This window comes from Streptomyces sp. NPDC059875, assembly GCF_042731085.1.
Lineage (GTDB): Bacteria > Actinomycetota > Actinomycetes > Streptomycetales > Streptomycetaceae > Streptomyces.
Window position 1 is genome coordinate 159,839 of sequence record NZ_JBHWJZ010000009.1, and the last position, 23,891, is coordinate 183,729.

A 23,891-nucleotide genomic window follows, 5' to 3' on the forward strand; every position below is an offset into this window, starting at 1 on the left:
TTGGGCCGTATGGAACAACCGCACTCCACCGCCACCCTCGACATCGACTCCCCGGAGGAGATGCAGGAGATCGGCCGTCGCCTGGCCAAGCTGCTCCGCCCCGGCGACCTCGTCATGCTCACCGGTGAGCTCGGCGCCGGGAAGACGACGCTGACCCGCGGCCTGGGAGAGGGCCTCGGCGTGCGCGGCGCCGTCACCTCCCCGACCTTCGTCATCGCCCGCGTCCACCCGTCCCTGGTCGGCGGACCCGCGCTGGTCCACGTCGACGCGTACCGCCTCGGCGGTGGCCTCGACGAGATGGAGGACCTCGATCTGGACGTCTCGCTGCCCGAGTCGGTGGTCGTCGTGGAGTGGGGCGACGGCAAGGTCGAGGACCTGACGGACGACCGGCTGCACGTGCTGATCCACCGGGTCGTCGGCGACACGGACGACGACCGGCGCACGGTCGTTCTGCGCGGGATCGGTGCGCGGTGGGCCGACGAGAACCTCGGGCTGAGCTGAACGTACGTAGGTTCCGACAAGGTGTCGGGAAGATGTTGCGTCGGTCGTACGAGCCGTGGTGACATGGATGCACGAGCTGGTTAGGTGCACCTAACCTACGGGAGGCATGCATGGCGACGCCAGAGCGCGAGCGCGCGGACGAGAGCATCTCGATGAGTGAGCTGCTGGCGTCCTGTGCCGCGGCGAGCGCGGTGTCGACACCCCCGCGCGCGACGGACCCGGAAGCCGCCGCCGAGCAGGACGCGGAGCGGGACGACACCCTCCGCCGCGAGGCCGCGTAGGCGCGTAACCCGAATGGGGGACGGGTGAGGCGTGCCGCGCACGGCCCCCGAGTCAGGCGTGGCGCCGTACGGCCCCGCGCACCACGCGTGCCCGCGTACGGGCCCCGCGTTACGCGACGACCACGACCTTCGCGCCGATCGATGCGAACGTCCACATCGCGTCGCCGTCCGCCCGCTTCATGCGGATGCCGCCCGTCTTCCGCGCCGGGTCCGGTGTCGGCAGCGTGCCGTCGACCGCCGCGCTGAAGCCGATCGAGACGTCCTGCACGGTCGTGAACCGCACCACGTGCTCGATCTGCACCCCGTCCGAGCCGCGGACCGTGCCCGAGCGCGAGGACACGGTGTACGCCCCCGGTACCGGGTGGACCGTGCTCGGCATGACCGAGAAGGTGTGCGTGGCCTGACCCTTCGTGTCCACCAGCCACACCCGGCGCTCGGCCAGCGCGTACACCACGCGCGCACCGCTGCCCGAGTCCGCCGGGACGGCGAGGGGGTCCTTGGCGGGCTTCTCGGGGCCGCCGGTCACGGAGGCCGCCGGGGCCGAAGCCGTGGTCCTCGGCTTGGCCGACACGTCGGCGGGCGCGTTCGCCGACGCCTGGTAGGCGAGGAAGGCGACCGCGGCGACCGCCGCCGCCGTGAGCCCGGCCACGAATCCCGAGCTGCTCCGTGCCACCGTGCTGCCCACCTTCCTCCCCCGGAGCCTTCGGCCCGGGAGGTACCCCCATACATGTTCGACGTGACGGTAGCAGTCGCGGGCGACCGGGACGGGGCGCCGTGCGGACCGGCCGGGAGCCGTAGGCTGTTTGCGTGCTCTTGCTCGCCATGGATACCGCCACGCCCGCCGTCACCGTCGCCCTCCACGACGGCGAATCCGTCGTCGCCGAGTCGCGGCAGGTCGACGCCCGCCGTCACGGGGAGCTCCTGCTGCCCGCCGTCGACCGGGTCCTCAAGGAGGCCGGGCTGGCCCTCGACGCGGTCACCGGTGTCGTGGTCGGCGTCGGACCGGGGCCGTACACCGGACTTCGAGTGGGTCTGGTCACCGCCGCGACCTTCGCCTCCGTGCTCGGCGTGCCCGTGCACGGCCTGTGCACGCTGGACGGGCTCGCGTACGCCTCCGGGATCGAGGAGCCGTTCGTCGTCGCGACGGACGCGCGCCGCAAGGAGGTCTACTGGGCGCGGTACGAGAACTCCCGTACGCGCGTGACCGACGCGGCCGTCGACCGGCCGGCCGAGATCGCCGAGCAGGTCGCCGGACTTCCGGTCGTCGGCGCCGGCGCGCGCCTCTACCCCGAGGTCTTCCCGGACGCCCGCGACCCCGAGCACCAGTCGGCGGGCGCCCTGGCCGCCCTGGCGGCGGAACGGCTCGCGGCGGGCGCCGACTTCCTCGACCCGCTGCCGATGTACCTGCGCCGGCCCGACGCCCAGGTGCCGAAGAACTACAAGGTGGTCACCCCCAAGTGACCGCCGTGACCACCGCCGCGACCCTGCGCGAGATGCGCTGGTGGGACATCGAGCCCGTGCTCGTCCTCGAGCACGAGCTGTTTCCCGAGGACGCCTGGTCCGAGGGGATGTTCTGGTCCGAGCTGGCGCATGCCCGCGGGCCCCGGGCCACCCGCCGCTATGTCGTGGCGGAGGCCGAGGGGAAGCTCGTCGGGTACGCGGGGCTCGCCGCCGCCGGCGGCCTCGGCGACGTCCAGACGATCGCCGTCGCCCGCGACCAGTGGGGGACCGGGCTCGGCGCCCGGCTGCTCACCGATCTGCTCCAGCACGCCACCGCCTTCGAGTGCGACGAGGTGCTGCTGGAGGTACGGGTGGACAACACCCGGGCCCAGAAGCTGTACGAGCGCTTCGGCTTCGAGCCCATCGGCTTCCGGCGCGGCTACTACCAGCCGGGCAATGTCGACGCGCTCGTGATGCGACTGACCGTTCAAGGAACAGAGACTGATTCTGATGGCTGCTGACGAACCGCTCGTACTCGGCATCGAGACCTCCTGCGACGAGACCGGGGTCGGCATCGTCCGTGGCACGACCCTGCTCGCGGACGCGGTCGCCTCCAGCGTGGACACCCACGCCCGTTTCGGCGGAGTCGTGCCCGAGATCGCCTCGCGCGCGCACCTCGAGGCGATGGTCCCGACCATCGAGCGCGCACTGAAGGACGCCGGGATCTCCGCCCGCGACCTCGACGGCATCGCCGTGACGGCCGGACCCGGCCTCGCGGGGGCCCTGTTGGTCGGTGTCTCGGCGGCGAAGGCGTACGCGTACGCGCTCGGCAAGCCGCTGTACGGCGTGAACCACCTCGCCTCGCACATCTGCGTGGACCAGCTGGAGCACGGCCCGCTGCCCGAGCCGACGATGGCGCTGCTCGTCTCCGGCGGCCACTCCTCGCTGCTGCTCGCGCCCGACATCACCGCCGACGTCCGGCCGATGGGCGCCACCATCGACGACGCGGCCGGCGAGGCCTTCGACAAGATCGCGCGCGTGCTCGACCTCGGCTTCCCCGGCGGTCCGGTCATCGACCGGCTCGCCAGGGAGGGCGACCCGAACGCGATCGCCTTCCCGCGCGGTCTGACCGGCTCGAAGGACCCCGCGTACGACTTCTCCTTCTCGGGTCTCAAGACCGCCGTGGCCCGCTGGATCGAGGCCAAGCGGGCGGCGGGCGAGGAGGTGCCGGTGCGGGACGTGGCGGCCTCCTTCCAGGAGGCGGTCGTCGACGTGCTGACCCGCAAGGCCGTCCGGGCCTGCAAGGACGAAGGCGTCGACCACCTGATGATCGGTGGCGGTGTGGCGGCCAACTCGCGGCTGCGGGCGCTGGCCGAGGAGCGGTGCGAGCGGGCGGGGATCCGGCTGCGGGTGCCGCGGCCCGGGCTCTGCACGGACAACGGCGCGATGGTGGCGGCCCTGGGCGCGGAGATGGTGGCGCGCAACCGGCCGGCCTCCGACTGGGAGCTGTCGGCGGACTCGTCGCTTCCGGTGACGGACCCGCACGTGCCGGGCACCCACGGGCACTCCCACGACCACGACCACGTGCATGAGGTGAGCAAGGAGAACCTCTACTCATGAGGGTCGTCCTGATGTGGGAGGCGCGCGCGGTCCAGGGCCGTGGCGCCGAGCTCCTGGAGTGGGCGCGGGGGCAGATCCTGCCGTACGAGCCGCTGCGGCGCGAGACCTTCCGCGCCCCGCAGGACCGGGTGCTCGTGCTGACCTGGTGGGAGGCGCCCGCGCTCGACGCCGAGCTGCCCGAACTGCCGGAGCCGGCGGGGGACCTGCTCACCCGTCCGGTGCATCGTTGGCGTTTCGAGTCCGTGGACTGAGGCAACCTCCGGTCATTTTGTCGCATCATCCACCACGTGACACTCGGCGTGGACAAGAAGATCGTGACGTGGGCGGCGCTGACCGTCGCGGCCCTGCTGATGACGGGCTGCACCTCCGGTGCGGACGCCACTCCGCGTGAGGCGGGGGGCGGCGCTCCCGCGGCGGCGGCCCCCGAGGCGCCGAAGGCCCCCGACAAGGCGGCCCAGGCCGCCGCCGCGTACCGGAAGTGGGGCCTGAAGCCCTTCGCCGCCCCGCCCGCCCCGCCGAAGACCAAGCCGGTCAAGCGGGCCGTCGGCGGACCGGTCCCGGTCATCAGCGAGATCCCGACCGAGGACAAGGTCGTCTTCATCACGATCGACGACGGGGCCGAGAAGGACCCGGAGTTCGTGCGGATGATGGAGGACCTGAACGTCCCGGTGACGATGTTCCTCACCGACTCCGCCATCCGCGCCGACTACGGCTACTTCAAGCCGCTCACCGCCCTCGGCAACGGCGTCGCCAACCACACCCTCACCCACCCGAACCTGCGCACACTCGGCCCGGCCGCCCAGCGCCGGGAGATCTGCGGTCAGCAGGAGAAGCTGGCGAAGGAGTACGGGACGCCCCCGCGGCTCTTCCGTCCGCCGTACGGCAACTGGAACGAGGACACCCGCGCCGCCGCGGGCACGTGCGGGGTGGACGCGATCGTGCTGTGGCGCGAGTCGATGCAGATCAAGAACATGCAGTACCAGCGCGGCGACAAGAAGCTGCACCCGGGCGACATCATCCTGGCGCACTTCCGCGGCCCGTCCGAGCTCAAGGGCACGACGATGACCCGGATGACGGCCAACATGCTGCGCCACATCCAGGAGCAGGGCTTCACGGTGGCCCGCCTGGAGGACTACGTCTGAGACGTTCCCGGAAATTTCTTCGCGCGTGGTGTCGATGCGGGCGGAACCCGTTCGACGTATGAGTGAAAGGCGGGGAACGGCCCCGCCCGCCACGCAAGGAGACAGACCATGCCCCGCTACCTGACGATGATCCGCATCGAAGAGGGCGCCTTCCAGTTGGAGGACGCCGACCCCGGCTTCGACGAGCGGATGGGCGCGCTGTTCGAGGAGATCACCAAGGCCGGCGTGATGCTGGAGACGGCCGGGCTCAAGCCCACCTCCGAGGCCACCCGCGTGATCTGGGAGGGCGGGAAGATCGGCTACACCGACGGCCCGTTCACCGAGACCAAGGAGGTCGTCGGCGGCTACTCCATCACCCAGTGCCGGGACAAGGCGGAGGCCATGGAGTGGGCCAAGCGGTTCCTGGAGGTCCACCCGCCGCAGTGGAAGGTGACCTGCGAGGTGCGTGAGATCGAGGAGATGGGCTGACGGAGTCGGGCTGACGGAGAGGTGACGCCCGGGCGGGTGTGCTGTCATGGGAAACCGTGACAGCACCCGTGCCCAGTACCCCTCGTGCGGTGGAGACGGTCTTCCGGATGGAGTCGCCGCGGATCATCGCCGCCGTGACGAGGATCGTCCGAGATGTCGGCATCGCCGAGGAGATCGCCCAGGACGCGCTCGTCGCCGCCCTGGAGCAGTGGCCGCGGACGGGTGTCCCGGACCGGCCGGGCGCCTGGCTGACGGCCGCCGCGAAGAACCGGGCCGTCGATCTCGTACGGCGCCGCGAGACGTACGCGCGCAAGCTCGCGGAGGTGGGCCGGGAGCTCACCGAGGAGACGTACGACCCCGAGCCGTCGGGTCCCGAGGACATCGACGACGACCTGCTGCGGCTGATCTTCACCGCCTGCCACCCGGTGCTCTCCGCCGAGGCGCGGACCGCGCTGACCCTGCGGCTGCTCGGCGGGCTGCGCACGGACGAGATCGCCCGCGCCTTCCTCGTACCGGAGCCGACGGTCGCGCAGCGGATCGTGCGGGCGAAGCGGTCGCTGGCGAAGGCGGGCGTGGAGTTCGAGGTGCCGTACGGGCAGGAGCGTGCGGCCCGGCTCGGCTCCGTCCTCGAGGTCATCTACCTGATCTTCAACGAGGGTTACTCGGCCACGGCGGGCGACGACCTGCTGCGGCCGGCGCTGTGCGAGGACGCGCTGCGGCTGGCCAGGGTGCTCGCCGGGCTGATGCCGAAGGAGGGCGAAGTCCACGGACTGGCCGCCCTGTTGGAGATCCAGGCGTCCCGGTTCGCGACCCGGACCGGACCGGACGGGCAGCCGGTCCTCCTCGCCGACCAGAACCGGAGCCGCTGGAACCGGCTGCTGATCCGGCGCGGATTCGCCTCGCTGCAACGGGCGGGCGAGGGCGGTACGTACGGCCCGTACGCCCTCCAGGCCGCCATCGCCGCCTGCCACGCGAAGGCCCTGACGTACGAGGAGACGGACTGGCGGACCATCGCGGCCCTGTACGCCCGGCTGGCGGCCGTCGCGCCCTCCCCGGTCGTCGAGCTGAACCGTGCGGTCGCCGTCTCGATGGCGGAGGGCCCGGAGGCGGGTCTCGCGCTCGTCGACACCCTGGCCGGCGAACCCGGCCTGGCGGGCTACCACTTGCTGCCGAGCGTACGGGGCGACCTGCTGGCCAGACTGGGGCGGACGGAGGAGGCCCGGGCGGAGTTCGAGCGGGCGGCCTCGCTGACCCGCAACGAGCGGGAGCGGGCCCTGCTGCGGGAGCGGGCGGAGCGGGTGGGGCGGAACCCTCTCTAGGGGTTCCGGCGGGGCGTGGGCCGGGGGCGTGGAACGGCGGCTCGGTAGGCTCGGACGCATGTCCCGCCGCACTCCGCTGCCCCCGCCTCCGCCGCCCGCCGAGATACAGGCCTGGCCCGACCGCGAGGCGCGGCTCGTCGACCGGGCGCTGGCGATGGACGAACTCGGCCGCCGGCTGCTGGGCGGGCGGCGACTGGCGCTCTTCCTCGTGTGGTTCGTGCTGTTGGAGCTCGGCTGGTCCTTCGTCGGCGTCGCCCTGACCTCCTTCGACCACGGGCAGATCGATCCGATCACGCTGATGCTCGCGCTGTTCTCGACGTGCTTCGGGATCGCGATCCTGGTCCCCGCGGTGTGGATGACCGTGCGCGGGATCCTCCGCGACCGAGTGGCCCGCGAGCGGCTGGCCCAGTGGGCGGCCCTGGACCGCCACCCCGCCACCGACGCCCGGCTGCGCGCGCCGACGCTGGGCCTCTCCTGGGCGCTGTTGTCCTTCGCGATGTGCGCCGTCGGCCTGTGGATCTCCTTCGCCGTCCCGGCCGGCACGGGCCCCGAGGACGGTGGCTACGGGCTCGTCGCGTACGGGATGGGAGTCGGCCTCATCCTGTGGATCACGGGCCTCGTCGGGCTGACGAAGGCCGTGGGGCACTACCGATTCGCGGTCCGGCTCACCGGCCGGCCGGTGAGCCGATCAGCATCGTCGGGGCACCCGCGACCCGAGTGAGGAAGACCGTCGCGGCGTTCGGGCCCTTGGGCTTGACCCTGCGCCGGATCTCCTCGGGTTCGACGGCCGAGCCGCGCTTCTTCACCGTCAGTGTGCCCACCTCGCGTTCGCGCAGCAGGGCCTTCAACTTCTTGAGGTTGAAGGGGAGTTCGTCGGTGATCTCGTACGCGGTGGCGTAGGGGGTGGGGGTGAGGGCGTCCGCCGTGACGTACGCGATCGTCTCGTCGATCAGGCCGCCGGCCAGCTCCTCGGCGACCTCGGCGACGAGGTGCGCGCGGATGACCGCCCCGTCCGGCTCGTAGAGGTAGCGGCCGACCGGGCGCGGCGCGGGGTCGGGCAGGCCGCGGCCGGTCAGGCTCGCACCGGAGGGCAGGAGGGTGGCGCGGCGTTCGCCGGGGGCGGTGCCGAACCACAGGACGGCCTCCTTCACGTCCCCGCCGTCCGAGATCCACTCGGCCTCCGCCTCCTCCGGGACCGCCTCGTGCGGGATGCCGGGGGCGATCTTCAGCGCCGCGTGCGGGGCCTTGCGGGCGGCCTCGACCGCCCAGGAGAGCGGCGGGGAGTACGCCTCCGGGTCGAAGATCCTGCCCCTCCCCCCGCGCCGCGCCGGGTCCACGAAGACGGCGTCGTACGGGCTCGTGTCGATCTCGGTCACGTCCGCGCACCGCACCTCGATCAGGTCGGCGAGCCCGAGCGTGGTGGCGTTGGCGCGGGCGACCTCGGCCGTCAGCGGGTCGCGGTCCACGGCCAGGACGGAGATCCCGGCCCGCGCGAACGCGATCGCGTCCCCGCCGATCCCGCCGCACAGATCGGCCACGCCGCGCACGCCGAGCGCCCGGAAGCGCTCCGCGCGGTAGGCCCCGACCGTCGCCCGGGTCGACTGCTCGACGCCGTTGGGCGTGAAGTACATCCGGTGCGCGTCCTCGGCGCCGAACTTCGCCACCGCGCGCTGGCGCAGCCGGGCCTGACCGAGGGCGGCCGAGACCAGTTCGGCGGGGTGGTCGCGGCGCAGCCGTGAGGCGACCGCCAGTTCCTGGGCGGGGTCGTAGTCGCGCAGGGCGGCGAGCAGGGTCTGGCCCTCGGGGGTGAGCAGGGCGGTGAAGGCGGCGAGGTCGGTCATCCGTCCCATTGTGGGCCAGCCGGGGGATGGTGGGCGCCCGGCGACGGTGTCGACGGCCGTGTCGACGGCCGTGCGGGGCCCGGCGCTGACAGGATGCGGCGCCATGCAGCTAGTACGACAAACGGAAGAAATGTGCTCGAAGCGTGCGGTTCGCATGCGGCGCTCGGTGGGCGCGGTCCTGCTCGTCGCCGCCCTCGGGTCCGCCTGTGCGGGCCCCTCGGAGAAGGCGGAGGGCCCGGACAAGGGGCCCGCGAGCCCCGCCGCCGGACAGCCCAAGGCGCAGGGTGCCTCCGGCGCCCTCACCGCCTACGTCGAGAAGGTCCGCAAGCAGCGGGCCGCCCGTGTGCTCGCCGCCAAGAAGTGGGGCCTCGACCGGCCCCCGCTGGAGGCTCCGGCCCCGCCCGCCGTGAAGCCGAAGATCACCACCCGCAAGGGGTTCGAGACCGACGGCGAGGGCCTGCCGCCCGTCTTCACCACCGTGCCGACCAAGGAGAAGGTCGTCTTCCTGACGATCGACGACGGCGCGGAGAAGGACCCGGAGCTGATCCGGATGATGACCGAGCTGCAGATCCCGTACAGCGCCTTCCTGAGCGACTACCTCGTCAAGGAGGACTACGGCTACTTCAGGAGGATGCAGGACGCCGGCGTCTCCCTGCACAACCACACCCTCAACCACCGCTACATGCCCGGGCTTTCGTATGCCGCGCAGAAGCGGGAGATCTGCGGGATGCAGGACACCATCGAGAAGCGGTACGGGAAGCGGCCGCCGCTCTTCCGCCCGCCCTACGGCAACTACAACGAGTCCACGCTGCGCGCGGCGAAGGCGTGCGGGGTCAAGGCGGTGCCGCTCTGGGCCTCCGAGGCGTTCCCCGACCGGATGGAGTGGCGCGAGTGGGACCGGGACCTGCACCCCGGCGACATCGTGCTCACGCATTTCCGGGGCAAGAAGGACTGGAAGGGCTCGATGCCGGACATGATCCGGCGGGTGATGAAGACGATCACGGCCAAGGGGTACGCGGTCGCGAAGCTCGAGGACTACGTGTGACCCGGGCGCGCCGGCCGGCGGCCGGCCTCGCGCTCGCCGGCGTGCTCCTGGGGGTGTCGGGGTGTGCGTCGTCGGTGGATCCGATCGAACGTCTGGGGCGGAAGGCGGCGGGGGAGCTGCGGGAGCTGGGTGACCTGAAGGACCTCGGGCCCCTGAGGGACCTCAGGGGCCGGAACGATCCGGTCCGCGGCGCCGTTCTCGTACCGGCGCCGAACCGCCACACCGCACTGAATTGGCACTCCGCTTGACCGAGTGCTAATCGCGGTCATAGTCTCGGCTCTGGCACTCCCCACTGGAGAGTGCCAACACAGCGACGGGCAGGTCCGGCACCCGCGACGACGGATCCACCTGGTCGCCACCTCAGACAGTTAACCCCGTGAGATCTCCGAAGGGGGAGGTCGGATCGTGACGACCGCCAGCTCCAAGGTTGCCATCAAGCCGCTCGAGGACCGCATCGTGGTCCAGCCGCTCGACGCCGAGCAGACCACGGCCTCTGGCCTGGTCATCCCGGACACTGCGAAGGAGAAGCCCCAGGAGGGCGTCGTCCTCGCCGTGGGCCCGGGCCGCTTCGAGAACGGCGAGCGCCTGCCGCTCGACGTGAAGACCGGCGACATCGTGCTGTACAGCAAGTACGGCGGCACCGAGGTGAAGTACAACGGCGAGGAGTACCTCGTCCTCTCGGCTCGCGACGTGCTCGCGATCGTCGAGAAGTAATTCACCGAAGTACCGAAGTTGATGCTTTGAGCTGCGCCCCTGACCCCGCACCGGGCGTCCGGGGCGCAGTTCGTTTCACCAGTTACACCACGAATTCCGAGAGGGCTGAATCGCTCCCATGGCGAAGATCCTGAAGTTCGACGAGGACGCCCGTCGCGCCCTTGAGCGCGGCGTCAACAAGCTTGCCGACACGGTGAAGGTGACGATCGGCCCCAAGGGTCGCAACGTCGTCATCGACAAGAAGTTCGGCGCCCCCACCATCACCAACGACGGTGTCACGATCGCCCGCGAGGTCGAGATCGAGGACCCGTACGAGAACCTCGGTGCCCAGCTGGTGAAGGAGGTGGCGACCAAGACCAACGACATCGCGGGTGACGGCACCACCACCGCCACCGTGCTCGCCCAGGCGCTCGTCCGCGAGGGCCTGAAGAACGTCGCCGCCGGCGCCTCCCCGGCCGCCCTGAAGAAGGGCATCGACGCCGCGGTCAAGGCCGTCTCCGACGAGCTGCTCGCGACCGCCCGTCCGATCGAGGACAAGTCCGACATCGCCGCCGTGGCCGCGCTCTCCGCGCAGGACCAGCAGGTCGGCGAGCTCATCGCCGAGGCGATGGACAAGGTCGGCAAGGACGGTGTCATCACCGTCGAGGAGTCCAACACCTTCGGCCTGGAGCTCGACTTCACCGAGGGCATGGCCTTCGACAAGGGCTACCTGTCCCCGTACATGGTGACCGACCAGGAGCGTATGGAGGCCGTCCTCGACGACCCGTACATCCTGATCCACCAGGGCAAGATCTCCTCGATCCAGGACCTGCTGCCGCTCCTCGAGAAGGTCATCCAGGCCGGCTCCTCCAAGCCGCTGCTGATCATCGCCGAGGACGTCGAGGGCGAGGCCCTGTCGACCCTGGTCGTCAACAAGATCCGTGGCACCTTCAACGCCGTTGCCGTCAAGGCCCCCGGCTTCGGCGACCGCCGCAAGGCGATGCTCGGCGACATGGCCACCCTCACCGGTGCCACCGTCATCGCCGAGGAGGTCGGCCTCAAACTCGACCAGGCCGGTCTGGACGTGCTGGGCACCGCCCGCCGCGTGACCATCACCAAGGACGACACCACCATCGTCGACGGTGGCGGCAACTCCGAGGACGTCGCGGGCCGCGTCAACCAGATCAAGGCCGAGATCGAGTCCACCGACTCCGACTGGGACCGCGAGAAGCTCCAGGAGCGCCTCGCGAAGCTGGCCGGCGGCGTGTGCGTGATCAAGGTCGGCGCCGCCACCGAGGTGGAGCTGAAGGAGAAGAAGCACCGTCTGGAGGACGCCATCTCCGCGACCCGCGCCGCGGTCGAGGAGGGCATCGTCTCCGGTGGTGGCTCCGCTCTGGTCCACGCCGTCAAGGTCCTCGAGGGCAACCTCGACAAGACCGGCGACGAGGCCACGGGTGTCGCGGTCGTCCGCCGCGCCGCCGTCGAGCCGCTGCGCTGGATCGCCGAGAACGCCGGCCTCGAGGGCTACGTCATCACCTCGAAGGTCGCCGAGCTCGACAAGGGCCAGGGCTTCAACGCCGCCACCGGCGAGTACGGCGACCTGGTCAAGGCCGGCGTCATCGACCCGGTGAAGGTCACGCGCTCCGCGCTGGAGAACGCCGCCTCGATCGCCTCCCTCCTCCTCACCACCGAGACCCTCGTGGTGGAGAAGAAGGAAGAGGAGCCGGCGGACGCGGGCCACGGCCACGGTCACGGCCACTCCCACTGAGGCACCTGACTGACCACTGAGGCCCGGTGTCCCCGTCGCGGGGACACCGGGCCTCGGTGTCTCTACGGAGCCTCCGGGAGTCCTACGCCTCGACGGCGCCGAGCTGCCCCATGAGCCCGAGCATGTCGTACTGCCACCATCCCTCGGCGATCTTGCCGTCCTGGCGGAACTGGTGGATGGTCGTCCCGCTCATGGAGACCTTCATGCCGGTGGCCGGGAGCCCCATGAAATCGCCGGTGTGCGTGCCCACCCAGGTCCACCGCGTGCACACCCGGTCGCCCTCGGCGATCTGATCGTTCACGGTGACGTCGAAGTCGAACCCGCCCCTCCACATCTCCGCCTCGCGGCGTACCGCGTCCATGCCGATGACGTCCTGCTCGTTGGTCGGATCGTGGTCGTGATAGCCCTCGGCGAGGACCTCGTCGAGCGGCGGAAGCTCCCCCTTCGAGCTGATCAGCTCGAAGAACCGGCGGGCGTTGGCCTTGTACAGCTGGATGTCCCGCACGATGTCCAGGTCCGTGAACGTCGGCATCTCGTCACAGAGCGCGACCATCTCCCGGAAGATGCGATCCGTCTCGGGGAGCTGCGAATTCGTCATCGCCACCTCGTAGGAGGGGAACTCGACGATCTCCACGAGATGGTCCGAGTCGGAGCGGTCCTTGCCGATGACACTGTGGGTGGCCGTCCGCTTGCCCTTGGTCTGTTCGACCCACTTGTCCATGAGCCGGTTCAGATCGTCGAACCGGCTGGTCTTGCAGTCGATTATCTGTACGAATGTCATGACGCCTCCCGGACCGGGTGGGACCCTTCCAGTCTAGGTCCCGGGTCTTCGGGTGCCCTGGCAGCATGGGGTCATGCAGCAGGTGGCGCGCGGAGGCCTGGGCGGGCAAGACGGCGTTGCTTGCCTGGGAGCGCCTTTGGGCGGCGCTTCGCTAGGCCGAGCGCGTCAGGTCCGACGGCCGTACCGGATCCGCGAACGGCTCCCCCCGCCCGTACCGCGCCACCTCCTCCAGCGCCTGGTCCGCCATCCGGTGCAGTTCGTTGCCGAGCGAGCCCGCCACATGCGGGGTGAGCAGGACGTTGGGGAGGGTCCAGAGCGGTGAGTCCGTGGGCGGGACCTCCGGGTCCGTGACGTCGAGGACCGCGTGGAGGCGGCCCGATGCCACGTGCGGGAGGAGCGCCGTCTCGTCGATCAGGGAGCCGCGCGAGGTGTTGACGAGGGTCGCGCCCTGGGGCATCAGGGCCAGCTGCGGCGCTCCGATCATCCGGTACGTGGAGGGGAGTTGGGGCGCGTGCACGGAGACGATCGTGCTGCGCGCGCACAGGTCGTCGAGGCCCACCGCCTCCACACCGAGCGCGCGGGCCTCGTCGGCTGTCACGTACGGGTCGTACAGCAGCACCTCGAAGTCGAAGGGGCGCAGCAGCTCGATGACCCGGCGGCCGATCCGCGAGGCGCCGATCAGGCCGACCGTGCGCCGGTAGTTGCCCCAGGACGCCGACTCCGCCGTCCACGCGTCCTCGGCGCGGGCCTCCCCGTACCGCAGGGCCGAAGGCAGGACCTGCTTCCCGGCGAAGAGGATCGCGGCGAGGGTGTACTCGGCGACGGGCAGTGCGTTGGCCGCGGCGGCCGAGGTGACGGCGAGGCCCCGGTCCCAGCAGGCCTCGGTGACATGGTGCTTGACCGAGCCGGCCGCGTGGACGACAGCCCGCAGGCGCGGCGCGCGGTCCAGGACGGCGGCGGTCAGCGGCGGCGCTCCCCAGCAGGTGAGGAGGATCTCGGCCTCGGCGAGCGCGGCGGCGACGCGGGGGCCGGGCGCGGAGAGGTCGTGCGCGACGAGGCGGGGGTCGGTGCGGGTGAGGGCGGCGAGGCGGCCGCGGTGGGTGTCGGTCAGGAGGCGTTCGGCGACGCCCGGGCCCATGGAGAGGAGGAGTGAGGGGCGGTTGTCAGTGGCGTGCTGCATCGTGGTCATCGTGGGACCTGGGCTCCTCACTTGACGCTGCCGGCGGTCAGACCGGCCTTCCAGTGGCGCTGCAGGGAGACGAAGGCGACGACGAGGGGGACGACGGCGAGCAGGGATCCGGTGACGACGAGGGGGTAGAAGTCGGGTTCCGCGTGGGCGTTGCTGTTCCACGCGTACAGGCCGAGGCTCAGCGGGAAGAGCTTCTGGTCCGAGAGCATCACCAGGGGGAGGAAGAAGTTGTTCCAGATGGCGGTGAACTGGAAGAGGAAGACGGTCACGAAGCCCGGCATGATCATGCGCAGACCGATCGACCAGAAGGTGCGCAGCTCGCCCGCGCCGTCGATACGGGCTGCCTCCAGCGCCTCGTCGGGGATGTAGCCGGCGCTGAAGACCCGGGAGAGGTACACCCCGAAGGGGTTGACCAGGACGGGGATCAGCACGGCCCAGTAGGTGTTGACGATGCCCACCTCGCTGGCGAGGAGGTACATGGGCAGGGCGAGCGCCGTCGTGGGGACGAGCACGCCCAGGAGCACGAGGCCGAAGAGCTTCTCCTTGCCCCGGAACTCGTACTTGTCGAAGGCGTAGCCCGCGGCGACGCTGATCAGCGAGCAGGCAAGGGCGCCCACGCCCGCGTAGAGCAGGCTGTTGGCGTACCAGTGGAAGTAGACGCCGTCGTTGTACGCGGCGAGGCGCGAGAGGTTCCCGCCGAGGTCGAAGCCCTCGAAGGAGAAGGCGTTGCCCGCCAGCAGGCCGCCCGCGTCCTTGGTGGCGGCGGTCAGCAGCCAGACGAGCGGGAAGAGCATGTAGACGACGGCGAGGACGAGCGCTCCGTTGACGGCGGTCTTCGAGAGCCAGACGTTCGTGGGGCGGGGCTTGCTCATGCCGTCTTCCCCTTCCGGCGGCCGGTCAGTCGGGTGACGGCGAAGGAGAGCAGCGCGGCCGTCAGGGCCAGCAGGACGGACGCGGCGGCGGCCAGTCCGTAGTCGTTGCGGTCGAAGGCCGCGGTGTACGCGTACATGTTCGGCGTCCAGGTCGAGGTGACGGCGGAGCCCGTTCCCTTGTTGAGGATCAGGGGCTCGGTGAACAGCTGGAGGGAGCCGATGACGGTGAAGAGGCCGACCATCACGAGCGAGGCGCGGATCAGCGGGACCTTGATGCTGAACGCGATGCGCCAGGAGCCTGCGCCGTCGACGGTGGCCGCCTCCAGGACGGAGCGGTCGATGGCCTGCAGGGCGGCGTAGAAGATCACCATGTTGTAGCCGAGCCACTCCCACAGCGCGATGTTGACCACGGAGGGCAGGGCGCCCTCGGGCGAGAAGAAGTCGAAGCCGATGCCGCCGGCCTCCATCGCCTCGACGACCGGGCTGAGTTGGGGCGTGTAGAGGTAGACCCAGATCAGCGCGGCGATGATGCCGGGGACGGCGTGCGGCAGGAAGAGCGCGAGCTGGAAGAAGCGGCGGGCGCGGGCGAGCGCCGAGTCGAGCAGCAGGGCGAGGCCGAGGGCCCCGCCGAGCAGCAGCGGAATGTAGAACAGGCAGTATCCGAGCAGGACGCCGAAGCCCTCGCGGAAGGCCCGGTCACCCAGTGCCGCGGTGTAGTTGTCGAGTCCCGTGAACACCGACTCCGTGCCGCCGAAGCCGAGGCCCGACTGCTTCTCGGTGAAGAGGCTGAGCCAGACCGCGTATCCGATCGGCACCACCATCACCGCGATGAACAGGGCGAAGAAGGGGGTCAGCAGGAACGTTGCGGCACGGGTGCGGGCCCTCATCCGGTCAGCCCTCGACCTTCAGACCGCGCTTGGTCAGCTCGGCCACGGTCGCCTCGTGCCCGGTCCTGACGGCGTCGGCGATGGTCGGACCACCCTTGGTGATCTTGCCGAACTGGTCCTTGATGGCCGTGTTGGTGGTGCCGGTGGTGGGGCCCCAGGCCCAGTTCTGGTTGATGGAGGTACCGGCGTCCTCGAAGAGGGCGTAGATGTCTTGGCCGCCGTAGTAGCTCGCGTCGAAGGCCGCCTTGGCGACCGGGCGCAGCGCGCTCGCGGCGGGGAAGGCGCTGGAGGTGCCGGAGGCGATCCGGGCCTTGACGCCGGCCTCGGTGGTGGACATCCACTCCGCGAACTCGACGGCCGCGGCCTTCTTCTTGCTGTCCTTGGTCACGGCGAAGGTGGTGCCGCCGAGCATTCCGCTCGCGGGCTTGCCGTCCCAGCTCGGCATGGGCGCCACGGCCCACTTGCCGTTCTGCTCGGGCAGGGTGCCCTTGAGGACGCCCGCGCCCCAGGACGCGCCGAGGTAGCCGATCGTGGTGCTGTTCTTGAGCGAGCCGGTCCACTCGGGGCTGAACGAGGCGTTTTTGTGGACGAGGTCGGCGTCGACGAGGCCCTGCCAGTAGGAGGCGACCTTGGTAGTGGCCGGGTCCGTGGTGTTGATCTTCCAGGTGTCGTTCTCGGCCTTGAACCACTGGGCGCCGGCCTGCCAGGCCATCGCCTCGAAGGTGGTCGGGTCGTCGGGGAAGAAGGTCGCGATGCGGGCCTTGGCGTCGGCCTGCTTCACCTTCTCCGCCGCGGACCTGAACTCGTCCCAGGTCCGGGGCACCTCGACCTTGTACTTCGCGAACAGGTCCTTGCGGTAGAAGAAGGCCTGCGGGGCGGCGTCGAAGGGCACGGCCCAGGTCTTGCCGCCCAGGGTGGCCAGCTCGACCGCCTGCGGCAGCAGCTTGCCCCGGTCCGCCTCGGTGAACTCGCCGCCGATGTCCTGCAGGGCGCCGGCGCTGACGAACTCGGGGAGCGAGGAGTACTCGATGGAGACCAGGTCGGGCGCGTTGCCCGCCTTCACGGCGTTGGAGATCTTGGCGTAGCCGCCGGCAGTGCCGGAGGGGATCTCCTCGAACTTCACCTGGATGTTCTGGTGGGAGGCGTTGAACGCCTCCACCACATCCTTGGAGCCCTTGGCCCAGCCCCAGAAGGTGATGGTCACGGGCCCGTTCGACGACGCGTCGGCACCGTCACCGCCGCCGCCACAGGCCGTGAGGACGGCGAGGGCGGTGGCGGTGCCGGCTATGACACGGGACGTTCTGTTCCAAGTACGGCTCACGGCACGGCTCCTGAAGGCGGGCGGCTTGGGCGTTGTGGCCGCGATCCTTGGACCGTTCGTGACCGAAGTCAAGAGCGAAAGATTGATTGATCGAAAAAAGATCGAATCGATCAGGCGGGACGGACATCGCGGGGAGCCCCGCAGGAGGACCGCACCCGCAGCCGCGGCAACAGGCTCAGATGGCGCCGCGCCGCCTCCTCGTCCGGGGCCGTGGCCGCCTCCGTCAACCGCTCCACCAGCAACTCCGTGGCATGGCGCCCGACCTGACGCTTGGGCGGGGCCACCGCCGTGAGCGGGGTGTCGGCGAGCGCGGCGACCTCGTCGTCGTACGCGATCAGGGCCAGGTCCTCCGGCACCCTCACCCCCAGGTCCGCCAGGCGCTGGACGATCTCGATCGCGTCCACGTCGTTGTGCACCAGGGCCGCGCTCGCCCGGCCGGAGGTCACCGCCTCGTGCAGGGCGCGGACCGCGCGCTCGAAACCCTCCGGGTTCTGGTCGGCCGGCACGGAATCGATCACCGGGCCGGGCGCCTCCAGGCCCAGGGTGTCCAGCGCCTCGGCGTATCCGGCGCGCACCGCGAGCGCCGTCGGGCTGTCGCCGCGAGCCACGAGCAGCGGTGTCGCGTGGCCCAGGTCCAGCAGGTGGCGCAGGGCGAGCAGGACGCCGTGGCCGTGGTCGGAGACCACCCGGTCCAGGGCGTCGAGGGGGGTGCCGGGGTCGGCGCGGCGCTCCAGGAGCACGGCGGGTACGGGCAGTTCGGCGAGCCAGTCCCCGTACGCGAGCCGGTCCTCGGGGCCCCGCCAGCCGGGCGCGACGAGCACGCCCTCGGCGCCCGCCGCGAGCAGACCCTCGGTGCGCGCGCGGTCCTCCTCCGGGCGGTAGTCCGAGATCCGCAGCACGAGCCGGGCCCCGGCCCGCGCCGCGGCCTCGTGCGCACCCCGGATGACCTCGGCGAAGTAGTACGTGGCGGAGGGCGCGAGCAGCCCGAGCACGAGCCCCTCGCCGGCCCGCCGGGCGCCCGGGTCGACCTGGCGCTCCGGCCAGGAGACCTGCCCGTGCACCCGGTCGAGCAGGCCCTTGGCCGCCAGCGCCTCGACGTCGCGGCGGGCGGTGACGGGGGAGACCCCCAGGAGCGTGGCCAGGTCGGCGACGCGCGCCGTGCCGCGCTCGCGCACCAGGGCCAGCAGTCGGTCGTGTCGTTCGACGGCACTCTCGCGCACGGCGTGTCTCCCCCTTGCGGTGTGGTGGGTCGGTGATCCGCCGGCCCTGTCGTCAGAAGCTTCTCATGCAGAATGATCGAATCGAAGGTATTTCGATCATTCGGTCCGATCCATTGACGTTCGATCGAGGCGCGTTCATGATTCCCGGCGACGCCGACGTCCGCCGCAGGGAGCATCATGCCCACGCCGCCCGAGAACCGTGAGCTCAGCCCGTTCACCGGCTGGACCCGTGCGCACTGGGAGGACACCGCCGACCGCCTCCTCCTCGCCGTACGGCCGTACGCCTCGCCCCGCCACGGACTCGTCGACCTGCCGGGCCCCCGCCCCAGCTGGTCCGGCGTGCGCTCCGACGGCCTCGAAGGCCACGCCCGTACGTTCCTCCTCGCCGCCCTGCGCGTCGCCGGTGCCCGGGGAGAGGATCCGCACGGCCATCTGCCCCGCTACGCCGAGGGACTTGCCGCCGGCACCGAGGAACCCGGCTCGACCGGCCCCGACTCCTGGCCGCTCCTCACCGACGTACGCCAGGCCGTCGTCGAATCCGCCTCCGTCGCCCTCGGGCTGCGCCTGACCCGCCCCTGGCTCTGGGACGCCCTCGACGACCGCACCCGCCAACGCGCCGTCGACTGGTTGCTGCCCGCGCTCGAACCCTCCCCGGTCGACAACAACTGGTGGCTCTTCGGCCTCACGGTCGCCGGCTTCCTCCAGGACGCCGGCATCGAGACCGACCGCGCCGCCGCCACCATCGAGCGCTCCCTCGACCGCATCGAGAAGTGGTACGTCGGCGACGGCTGGTACAGCGACGGCGACAACCGCGCCTTCGACCACTACAACGCCTGGGCCCTGCACTTCTACCCCGTCCTGCACGCCCACCTCGCCGGCGACCGGGACCTCCTCGACCGCTACGGACCGCGGCTGCGCCGCCACCTCGACGACCACGTCCACCTCTTCGACGCCGACGGCGCCCCCCTCCCGTACGGGCGCTCCCTCACCTACCGCTTCGCCGCCGCGGCCGCCCCCTGGCTCGGGGCCCTCACCGGACACACCCCGCTCACCCCCGGCGCCACCCGCCGCCTCGCCTCCGGAACGCTCCAGTACTTCCTCGACCGGGGCGCCACCGACGAGCGCGGCCTGCTCACCCTCGGCTGGCACGGCCCGGACGCACCGGTCGTGCAGAGCTACTCCGGACCCGCCTCCCCTTACTGGGCCGCCAAGGGCTTCCTCGGTCTCCTCCTCCCCGCCGACCATCCGGCCTGGACCGACTCCGAGGAACCCCTCCCCGCCGAGCGCGCCGACACCGTGCGTCCCGTCGCCCCGGCCGCCCTGCTCATCCAGTCCACCGCCGCCGACGGACTCGTCCGCCTCCACAACCACGGCAGCAACCATGTGAGCAGCGACCCGTCCGGCGCCGACGACTCCGGCTACGCCCGCTACGCCTACTCCACGCGCACCGGCCCCACCACCCCGCCCGACCAGCCCGACAACCACTTCGCCCTGCTCGTCGACGGCCGGGTCACCCGGCGCGGCCCCGCGACGCCCCTGGGCACCGGACCCGGCTGGGCGGCCTCCCTGCACACCCCGCTCCCCGGCATCCGGATCCTCTCCGCGACCCTGGCCCACGGCCGCGCCGAGGTCCGCGCCCACCTCGTCCTCGGAGCGCCCGACGGAACTCCCGTACGCCAGACCGGCTGGGCCACCACCCCCGAAGGCCCCACCGCCCAGCTCCACCCGGTCCACGGCTACCCGCGGGTCGCCGAGCCCGTCGAACTCGCCACCGGCGCCACCCTCCAGGGCGGCCCGGACACCCGTACCGCCGCCCTGCACGGCGCCACCAGCGGCGCCGAGTGCCTCTTCGTGGCCCTCGCCTCGCTCACCGCCGAACCCGACCCCGCCCCCGTCACCACCCTCGCGGCCGTCCAGGTCACCGGCCGCACGCTGCACGTGACCTGGCAGAACGGAACCACGGCCCGACTCACCCTCGATCCGGAGGATCTGTGACCCTCCGCAACGACGTCAGCCGCGACGACGGGGCGGCGACGTCGATTCCGAATCGGTTCCGAACAGTGGGGCGTACGAGGGTCCCGGGACCGACTGGCCCCGGACGGCCGTCACTTGGGGCCGTACTTGCGGCCTGCCTTGGAGGACACCCCTCCGAGCAGGCCGCGAGGCGCCAGCTTCACCACGCCCATCAGCGCCTTGTAGCGGGGGTCCGGGATCGACAGCGTCTTCCCCCGGGCCAGATCGCTCAGCGCCGCGGCCACCAGCTTGTCCGCGTCGAGCCACATCCAGCCCGGGATGTTGTCCGTCCCCATTCCGGCCCGCTCGTGGAACTCCGTCCGGACGAACCCCGGGCAGAGCGCCATCAGCCGCACCCCGGTGCCCGCCAGGTCCCGCGCCGCGCCCTGGGTGAACTGCACGACCCACGCCTTCGACGCCCCGTACGTGCCCCGCGGGACGAACGCCGCCACCGAGGCCACGTTCACCACCCCGCCCCTGCCGCGCGTGCGCATCGACTCGGCCGCCGCCGACGTCAGCCGCAGCACCGCCTCGCAGTGCACCGTCAGCATCTTCAACTCGTCGGCCATGGACACTTCCAGGAAGCGGCCCTTGTTGCCGAAGCCGGCGTTGTTGACCAGCAGGTCCACCGGCTGTTTCGCATCGGAGAGGCGGGCCTCCACGGCCGCGATCCCCTTCTCCTCGGCCAGGTCCGCCGCCAGGACCTCGGCCTCGATGCCGTGCCGGTCGTGCAGCTCGGTCGCCTGCTCCCGCAGTCTCTTCACATCGCGGGCCACGAGCACCACGTCGTGACCGTCCGCCGCCAGCTTCCGCGCGAAGGCGGCCCCGATCCCCGCCGTCGCGCCCGTAATCAGTGCAGTCGTCATACGCGGCAACGTTAGTGCCCCGCGTCACGACCCCGGCGATCAGGAGCCGGTGCCGTACTTCTCCGCGTACGTGCGGGCGAGTTCGAGCAGTCCCGACTCCATCCACTCGGCCGCGACCAGCGTGCTCGGCAGCAGCGCGCGCTCGGTCGTCGCGGCCCGGTGCAGGAGGGCGACCGTGATGTCGTGTGCGGGGCGGTGGACGACCGTGACCGGGTCGCCGGCCCTGAGTTCACCCGGCTCGATCACCCGCAGAAACGCTCCCGGACCGGCGGTCGACTGCGTGAAGCGGCGGACCCACCCCTTCTCCTCGACGAAACCGGCGAACGTACGGCAGGGGATGCGGCCGCCCGTCACCTCGAGGAGCACGTCCCGGCCGACCCGCCAGCGCTCGCCGAGCAGGGCCCCGTTCACATCGAGCCCGAGCGTGGTGAGGTTCTCGCCGAAGGAGCCGTTGGTCAGCGGCCGGCCCAGTTCGCCCTCCCAGAGGTCCATGTCCTCGCGCGCGAAGGCGTAGACGGCCCGGTCGTCGCCGCCGTGGAAGCGCAGGTCGCACACGGCGTCCCCGGCGACCCCGCTCGCCCCGACCCGGGGCGGGCCCGGCGCCTCGACCCGTACCGGCCCCTCGACCGGTCGCTTGTCGATCCCCGTCCGCCCCACGGGGGCGTCGGTGTAGTTCACGGCCTTGGCCTGCCCGACGTTCACGCTCAGCACGTTCATACGGTCACCCTAAGCGACCTCTCTCAAAGTGTTGAGTGAATATTCTCCACGAAGCCCAAGACTCGCTTATGCTCGAGGCATGATCGAGGCCCGCCATCTCCGCGTCCTGCGCGCCGTCGCCGCGACCGGCTCCTTCTCCGCCGCCGCGCGCGAACTGGGCTGCACCCAGCCCGCGGTCAGCCAGCAGATGAAGGCGCTCGAATCCTCCGCCGGAACGCCCCTGCTGATCCGGACCGGCCGCGAGATGCGGCTCACCCAGGCGGGCGAGGCCCTGGTCCGGCACGCCTCGGGCATCCTCGCCGGCCTTACGGCAGCGGAGGAGGAGGTGGCCGCGATCGCGGGGCTGCGCGCCGGCCGCGTCCGCCTGGTCTCCTTCCCCAGTGGCAGCTCCACCCTGGTCCCCACCGCCCTCGCCGCCCTGCGCGCGGCGCACCCGGGCACCCGGGTCTCGTTGGTCGAGGCCGAACCGCCGCGCTCGGTGGAGATGCTGCGCGAGGGCGACTGCGACGTGGCCCTGGCCTTCCGCTACGGAGCGGGCCCGGGTGAGTGGGACGACCTCGTCGTCCGTCCGCTGCTCGCCGACCGCCTGGTCGGCCTGGTGCCGGAGGCGCACCGTCTCGCCGACGCGGAGTCGGTGGGCATCGCCGAACTGGCCGACGAGTCCTGGATCGCGGGCTGCCCGCGCTGCCGCCGCCAACTCGTGGACGTCTGCGAGGAAGCGGGGTTCACCCCGCGCATCGACTTCGCGACCGACGACTACCCGGCCGTGGTCGGACTGGTCGGCGCCGGCCTGGGCGTGGCCGTTCTGCCGGCGCTCGCCATCGAATCCGTACGCCCCAAGGGGGCGCGGACCGTGGCCGTGGAGCCGGCCGTGGAGCGCGAGATCGTCGCCCTTACGCTGCCGGACCTGGCGCAGGTCCCGGCCGTCGCGGCGACGCTCGACGAACTGACCCGAGCGGCCACGCGCGCGTAGCGCCTACCGGGCTCACCGTGCATGGCGCCGACGGGCGCACGGTGTCTCGTTCCGCGCCGCACGCCCCCGGGCCGCGTGCGGCGCGGCTCCGTGGGGCCGGGTGGGGTGCGGCCCCGGCCCTGTTCCCTTCCCGTGCAGAAACGTTCCTTCAGACGTTCAGGCGCGCCCCACGCCTGCCGAACTCGATGCCGATGCCGTAGCCGATGCCGTGATCAGGCGATTGCGGGCTCGTCCCATGAGCTCTTCGCGTTCGTCCTCGGTGAGGCCGCCCCATACGCCGTAGGGCTCCCGCACGGCGAGTGCGTGTGCCGCGCACTCCGCGCGTACAGGGCACCGCATGCAGACCTCTTTCGCCGAGTTCTCACGCGCACTCCGTGCCGCGCCGCGCTCTCCCTCGGGGTGGAAGAACAGGGAGCTGTCGACTCCGCGGCAGGCCGCGAGGAGTTGCCAGTCCCAAAGATCGGCGTTGGGTCCGGGAAGGCGGGAGAAATCTGCCATTGCGCTTGTCCCCTTGAAACCGTGTCGAACGGATAGGTGGTGACGGGTGGATGGCTGATGAACCGGGGGCCCTTCGCCCCCCGTGGGTCTCGGGTACCCGCTCTCGCGGGTTCGACCCGACCGTACAACTACTGTCTAAGTAGATGTAAATATGACTCATTGCGAATCTAGCCACAGACACCACAAAAAGGGAAGAAAACCCGCTAAATGGGGCATAGCTTCCGATGAAGGGTGGATGACCTGCGTCGCTCTCCTCCGCGCACGCTCCCTCACGTAGAGTGTCGAAGGCGGCCGCCCGACCCGTAACTCTTTCGAGTGACCATCGTTGAGAGTGCGGAGGCGGTTGAAGGAACAAGCGCTCGGGCAGGTGTCCGAGAGCGTCAACCGCACAGGTGACGATACGTACCAGCCCTGGAGGCTTAAGGTGACGCGCATC

At 71.3% G+C, this 23,891-nt stretch carries 26 protein-coding genes; 15 read left to right on the forward strand and 11 right to left on the reverse strand.

Going from position 1 to position 23,891, the window contains the following annotated elements; genetic code table 11:
• The first annotated feature begins 9 nt into the window (after positions 1-9).
• Complete coding sequence (gene tsaE, locus ACFV9D_RS14400) at positions 10-501, forward strand: tRNA (adenosine(37)-N6)-threonylcarbamoyltransferase complex ATPase subunit type 1 TsaE (protein ID WP_385145193.1); 492 nt, start codon at positions 10-12, stop codon at positions 499-501.
• A gap of 110 nt (positions 502-611) precedes the next feature.
• Positions 612-782, forward strand: coding sequence for a hypothetical protein (locus ACFV9D_RS14405; protein WP_385145195.1), 171 nt, complete (start codon positions 612-614; stop codon positions 780-782).
• 109 nt (positions 783-891) lie between these two features.
• Here the strand turns inward: ACFV9D_RS14405 and ACFV9D_RS14410 are convergent, their stop codons facing one another.
• Positions 892-1,431, reverse strand: coding sequence for a hypothetical protein (locus tag ACFV9D_RS14410; RefSeq protein ID WP_385145322.1), 540 nt, complete (start codon positions 1,429-1,431; stop codon positions 892-894).
• A gap of 158 nt (positions 1,432-1,589) precedes the next feature.
• Between ACFV9D_RS14410 and tsaB the strand changes: the two genes are divergently transcribed.
• The 8 genes from tsaB to ACFV9D_RS14450 all read left to right on the forward strand — a co-directional run bounded on the left by tsaB (position 1,590) and on the right by ACFV9D_RS14450 (position 7,492).
• Positions 1,590-2,243, forward strand: a complete 654-nt coding sequence (gene tsaB, locus ACFV9D_RS14415) for a tRNA (adenosine(37)-N6)-threonylcarbamoyltransferase complex dimerization subunit type 1 TsaB (RefSeq protein WP_385145197.1) — start codon at positions 1,590-1,592, stop codon at positions 2,241-2,243.
• A gap of 32 nt (positions 2,244-2,275) precedes the next feature.
• A complete protein-coding gene (rimI, locus tag ACFV9D_RS14420; protein WP_385145324.1) occupies positions 2,276-2,743 on the forward strand; it encodes a ribosomal protein S18-alanine N-acetyltransferase in 468 nt (155 codons plus the stop codon).
• Positions 2,733-3,842 (forward strand): tRNA (adenosine(37)-N6)-threonylcarbamoyltransferase complex transferase subunit TsaD, encoded by a 1,110-nt coding sequence (gene tsaD, locus ACFV9D_RS14425; protein WP_385145199.1) that lies wholly within the window; start codon positions 2,733-2,735, stop codon positions 3,840-3,842. Before rimI ends, tsaD begins: the two co-directional genes overlap by 11 nt.
• Positions 3,839-4,093: a hypothetical protein gene (locus ACFV9D_RS14430; protein WP_385145201.1), complete on the forward strand. Its 255-nt coding sequence runs from the start codon at positions 3,839-3,841 to the stop codon at positions 4,091-4,093. The genes tsaD and ACFV9D_RS14430 overlap by 4 nt, the downstream gene beginning before the upstream one ends.
• Before the next feature lie 99 nt (positions 4,094-4,192).
• The gene (locus tag ACFV9D_RS14435; protein WP_385145326.1) at positions 4,193-4,984 is read left to right on the forward strand and encodes a polysaccharide deacetylase family protein; all 792 of its coding nucleotides are present in this window, start codon (positions 4,193-4,195) and stop codon (positions 4,982-4,984) included.
• Between the two features lie 108 nt (positions 4,985-5,092).
• Positions 5,093-5,452, forward strand: a complete 360-nt coding sequence (locus ACFV9D_RS14440; protein ID WP_385145202.1) for a YciI family protein — start codon at positions 5,093-5,095, stop codon at positions 5,450-5,452.
• Positions 5,453-5,520: 68 nt separating this feature from the next.
• The gene (locus ACFV9D_RS14445; RefSeq protein WP_385145204.1) at positions 5,521-6,771 is read left to right on the forward strand and encodes an RNA polymerase sigma factor; all 1,251 of its coding nucleotides are present in this window, start codon (positions 5,521-5,523) and stop codon (positions 6,769-6,771) included.
• 58 nt (positions 6,772-6,829) lie between these two features.
• Positions 6,830-7,492: a hypothetical protein gene (locus tag ACFV9D_RS14450; RefSeq protein ID WP_385145206.1), complete on the forward strand. Its 663-nt coding sequence runs from the start codon at positions 6,830-6,832 to the stop codon at positions 7,490-7,492.
• On the opposite strand, the gene ACFV9D_RS14455 is transcribed toward ACFV9D_RS14450, so the two are convergent.
• Entirely contained in the window at positions 7,437-8,612 is a 1,176-nt protein-coding gene (locus tag ACFV9D_RS14455; RefSeq protein ID WP_385145208.1) for an SAM-dependent methyltransferase, read from the reverse strand. The two genes, ACFV9D_RS14450 and ACFV9D_RS14455, sit on opposite strands and share 56 nt — an antisense overlap.
• 154 nt (positions 8,613-8,766) lie before the next feature.
• Here ACFV9D_RS14455 and ACFV9D_RS14460 point away from each other — a divergent pair, with 154 nt between their 5' ends.
• From ACFV9D_RS14460 to groL, 3 genes are all read left to right on the forward strand, one after another.
• Entirely contained in the window at positions 8,767-9,657 is an 891-nt protein-coding gene (locus tag ACFV9D_RS14460) for a polysaccharide deacetylase family protein (protein WP_385145210.1), read from the forward strand.
• Positions 9,658-10,062: 405 nt separating this feature from the next.
• Positions 10,063-10,371 carry a co-chaperone GroES gene (groES, locus tag ACFV9D_RS14465; protein ID WP_016434667.1) on the forward strand — a complete coding sequence of 103 codons (309 nt, stop codon included), beginning with the start codon at positions 10,063-10,065 and terminating at the stop codon, positions 10,369-10,371.
• A gap of 118 nt (positions 10,372-10,489) precedes the next feature.
• Positions 10,490-12,118, forward strand: coding sequence for a chaperonin GroEL (gene groL / locus ACFV9D_RS14470; protein WP_361667637.1), 1,629 nt, complete (start codon positions 10,490-10,492; stop codon positions 12,116-12,118).
• An 82-nt stretch (positions 12,119-12,200) separates the two neighbouring features.
• On the opposite strand, the gene ACFV9D_RS14475 is transcribed toward groL, so the two are convergent.
• From ACFV9D_RS14475 to ACFV9D_RS14500, 6 genes are all read right to left on the reverse strand, one after another.
• Complete coding sequence (locus ACFV9D_RS14475) at positions 12,201-12,899, reverse strand: ester cyclase (RefSeq protein WP_385145212.1); 699 nt, start codon at positions 12,897-12,899, stop codon at positions 12,201-12,203.
• Positions 12,900-13,050: 151 nt separating this feature from the next.
• Positions 13,051-14,079, reverse strand: coding sequence for a hydroxyacid dehydrogenase (locus ACFV9D_RS14480; protein ID WP_385145214.1), 1,029 nt, complete (start codon positions 14,077-14,079; stop codon positions 13,051-13,053).
• Between the two features lie 26 nt (positions 14,080-14,105).
• On the reverse strand, positions 14,106-14,960 hold the full coding sequence (locus tag ACFV9D_RS14485; RefSeq protein WP_385145216.1) for a carbohydrate ABC transporter permease: 855 nt from the start codon (positions 14,958-14,960) through the stop codon (positions 14,106-14,108).
• Entirely contained in the window at positions 14,957-15,847 is an 891-nt protein-coding gene (locus ACFV9D_RS14490) for a carbohydrate ABC transporter permease (RefSeq protein ID WP_385145218.1), read from the reverse strand. Before ACFV9D_RS14490 ends, ACFV9D_RS14485 begins: the two co-directional genes overlap by 4 nt.
• A gap of 4 nt (positions 15,848-15,851) precedes the next feature.
• A complete protein-coding gene (locus tag ACFV9D_RS14495) occupies positions 15,852-17,168 on the reverse strand; it encodes an ABC transporter substrate-binding protein (RefSeq protein ID WP_385145220.1) in 1,317 nt (438 codons plus the stop codon).
• 110 nt (positions 17,169-17,278) lie between these two features.
• Complete coding sequence (locus ACFV9D_RS14500; RefSeq protein ID WP_385145222.1) at positions 17,279-18,388, reverse strand: substrate-binding domain-containing protein; 1,110 nt, start codon at positions 18,386-18,388, stop codon at positions 17,279-17,281.
• Between the two features lie 177 nt (positions 18,389-18,565).
• Between ACFV9D_RS14500 and ACFV9D_RS14505 the strand changes: the two genes are divergently transcribed.
• Complete coding sequence (locus ACFV9D_RS14505; RefSeq protein WP_385145224.1) at positions 18,566-20,383, forward strand: DUF2264 domain-containing protein; 1,818 nt, start codon at positions 18,566-18,568, stop codon at positions 20,381-20,383.
• A gap of 110 nt (positions 20,384-20,493) precedes the next feature.
• On the opposite strand, the gene ACFV9D_RS14510 is transcribed toward ACFV9D_RS14505, so the two are convergent.
• A complete protein-coding gene (locus tag ACFV9D_RS14510) occupies positions 20,494-21,267 on the reverse strand; it encodes an SDR family NAD(P)-dependent oxidoreductase (RefSeq protein WP_385145226.1) in 774 nt (257 codons plus the stop codon).
• A 39-nt stretch (positions 21,268-21,306) separates the two neighbouring features.
• Positions 21,307-21,984, reverse strand: a complete 678-nt coding sequence (locus ACFV9D_RS14515; protein WP_385145228.1) for an MOSC domain-containing protein — start codon at positions 21,982-21,984, stop codon at positions 21,307-21,309.
• A 79-nt stretch (positions 21,985-22,063) separates the two neighbouring features.
• Here ACFV9D_RS14515 and ACFV9D_RS14520 point away from each other — a divergent pair, with 79 nt between their 5' ends.
• A complete protein-coding gene (locus ACFV9D_RS14520) occupies positions 22,064-22,957 on the forward strand; it encodes a LysR family transcriptional regulator (RefSeq protein ID WP_385145230.1) in 894 nt (297 codons plus the stop codon).
• Between the two features lie 156 nt (positions 22,958-23,113).
• On the opposite strand, the gene ACFV9D_RS14525 is transcribed toward ACFV9D_RS14520, so the two are convergent.
• Complete coding sequence (locus ACFV9D_RS14525) at positions 23,114-23,455, reverse strand: WhiB family transcriptional regulator (protein ID WP_385145232.1); 342 nt, start codon at positions 23,453-23,455, stop codon at positions 23,114-23,116.
• Positions 23,456-23,891 lie beyond the last annotated feature (436 nt).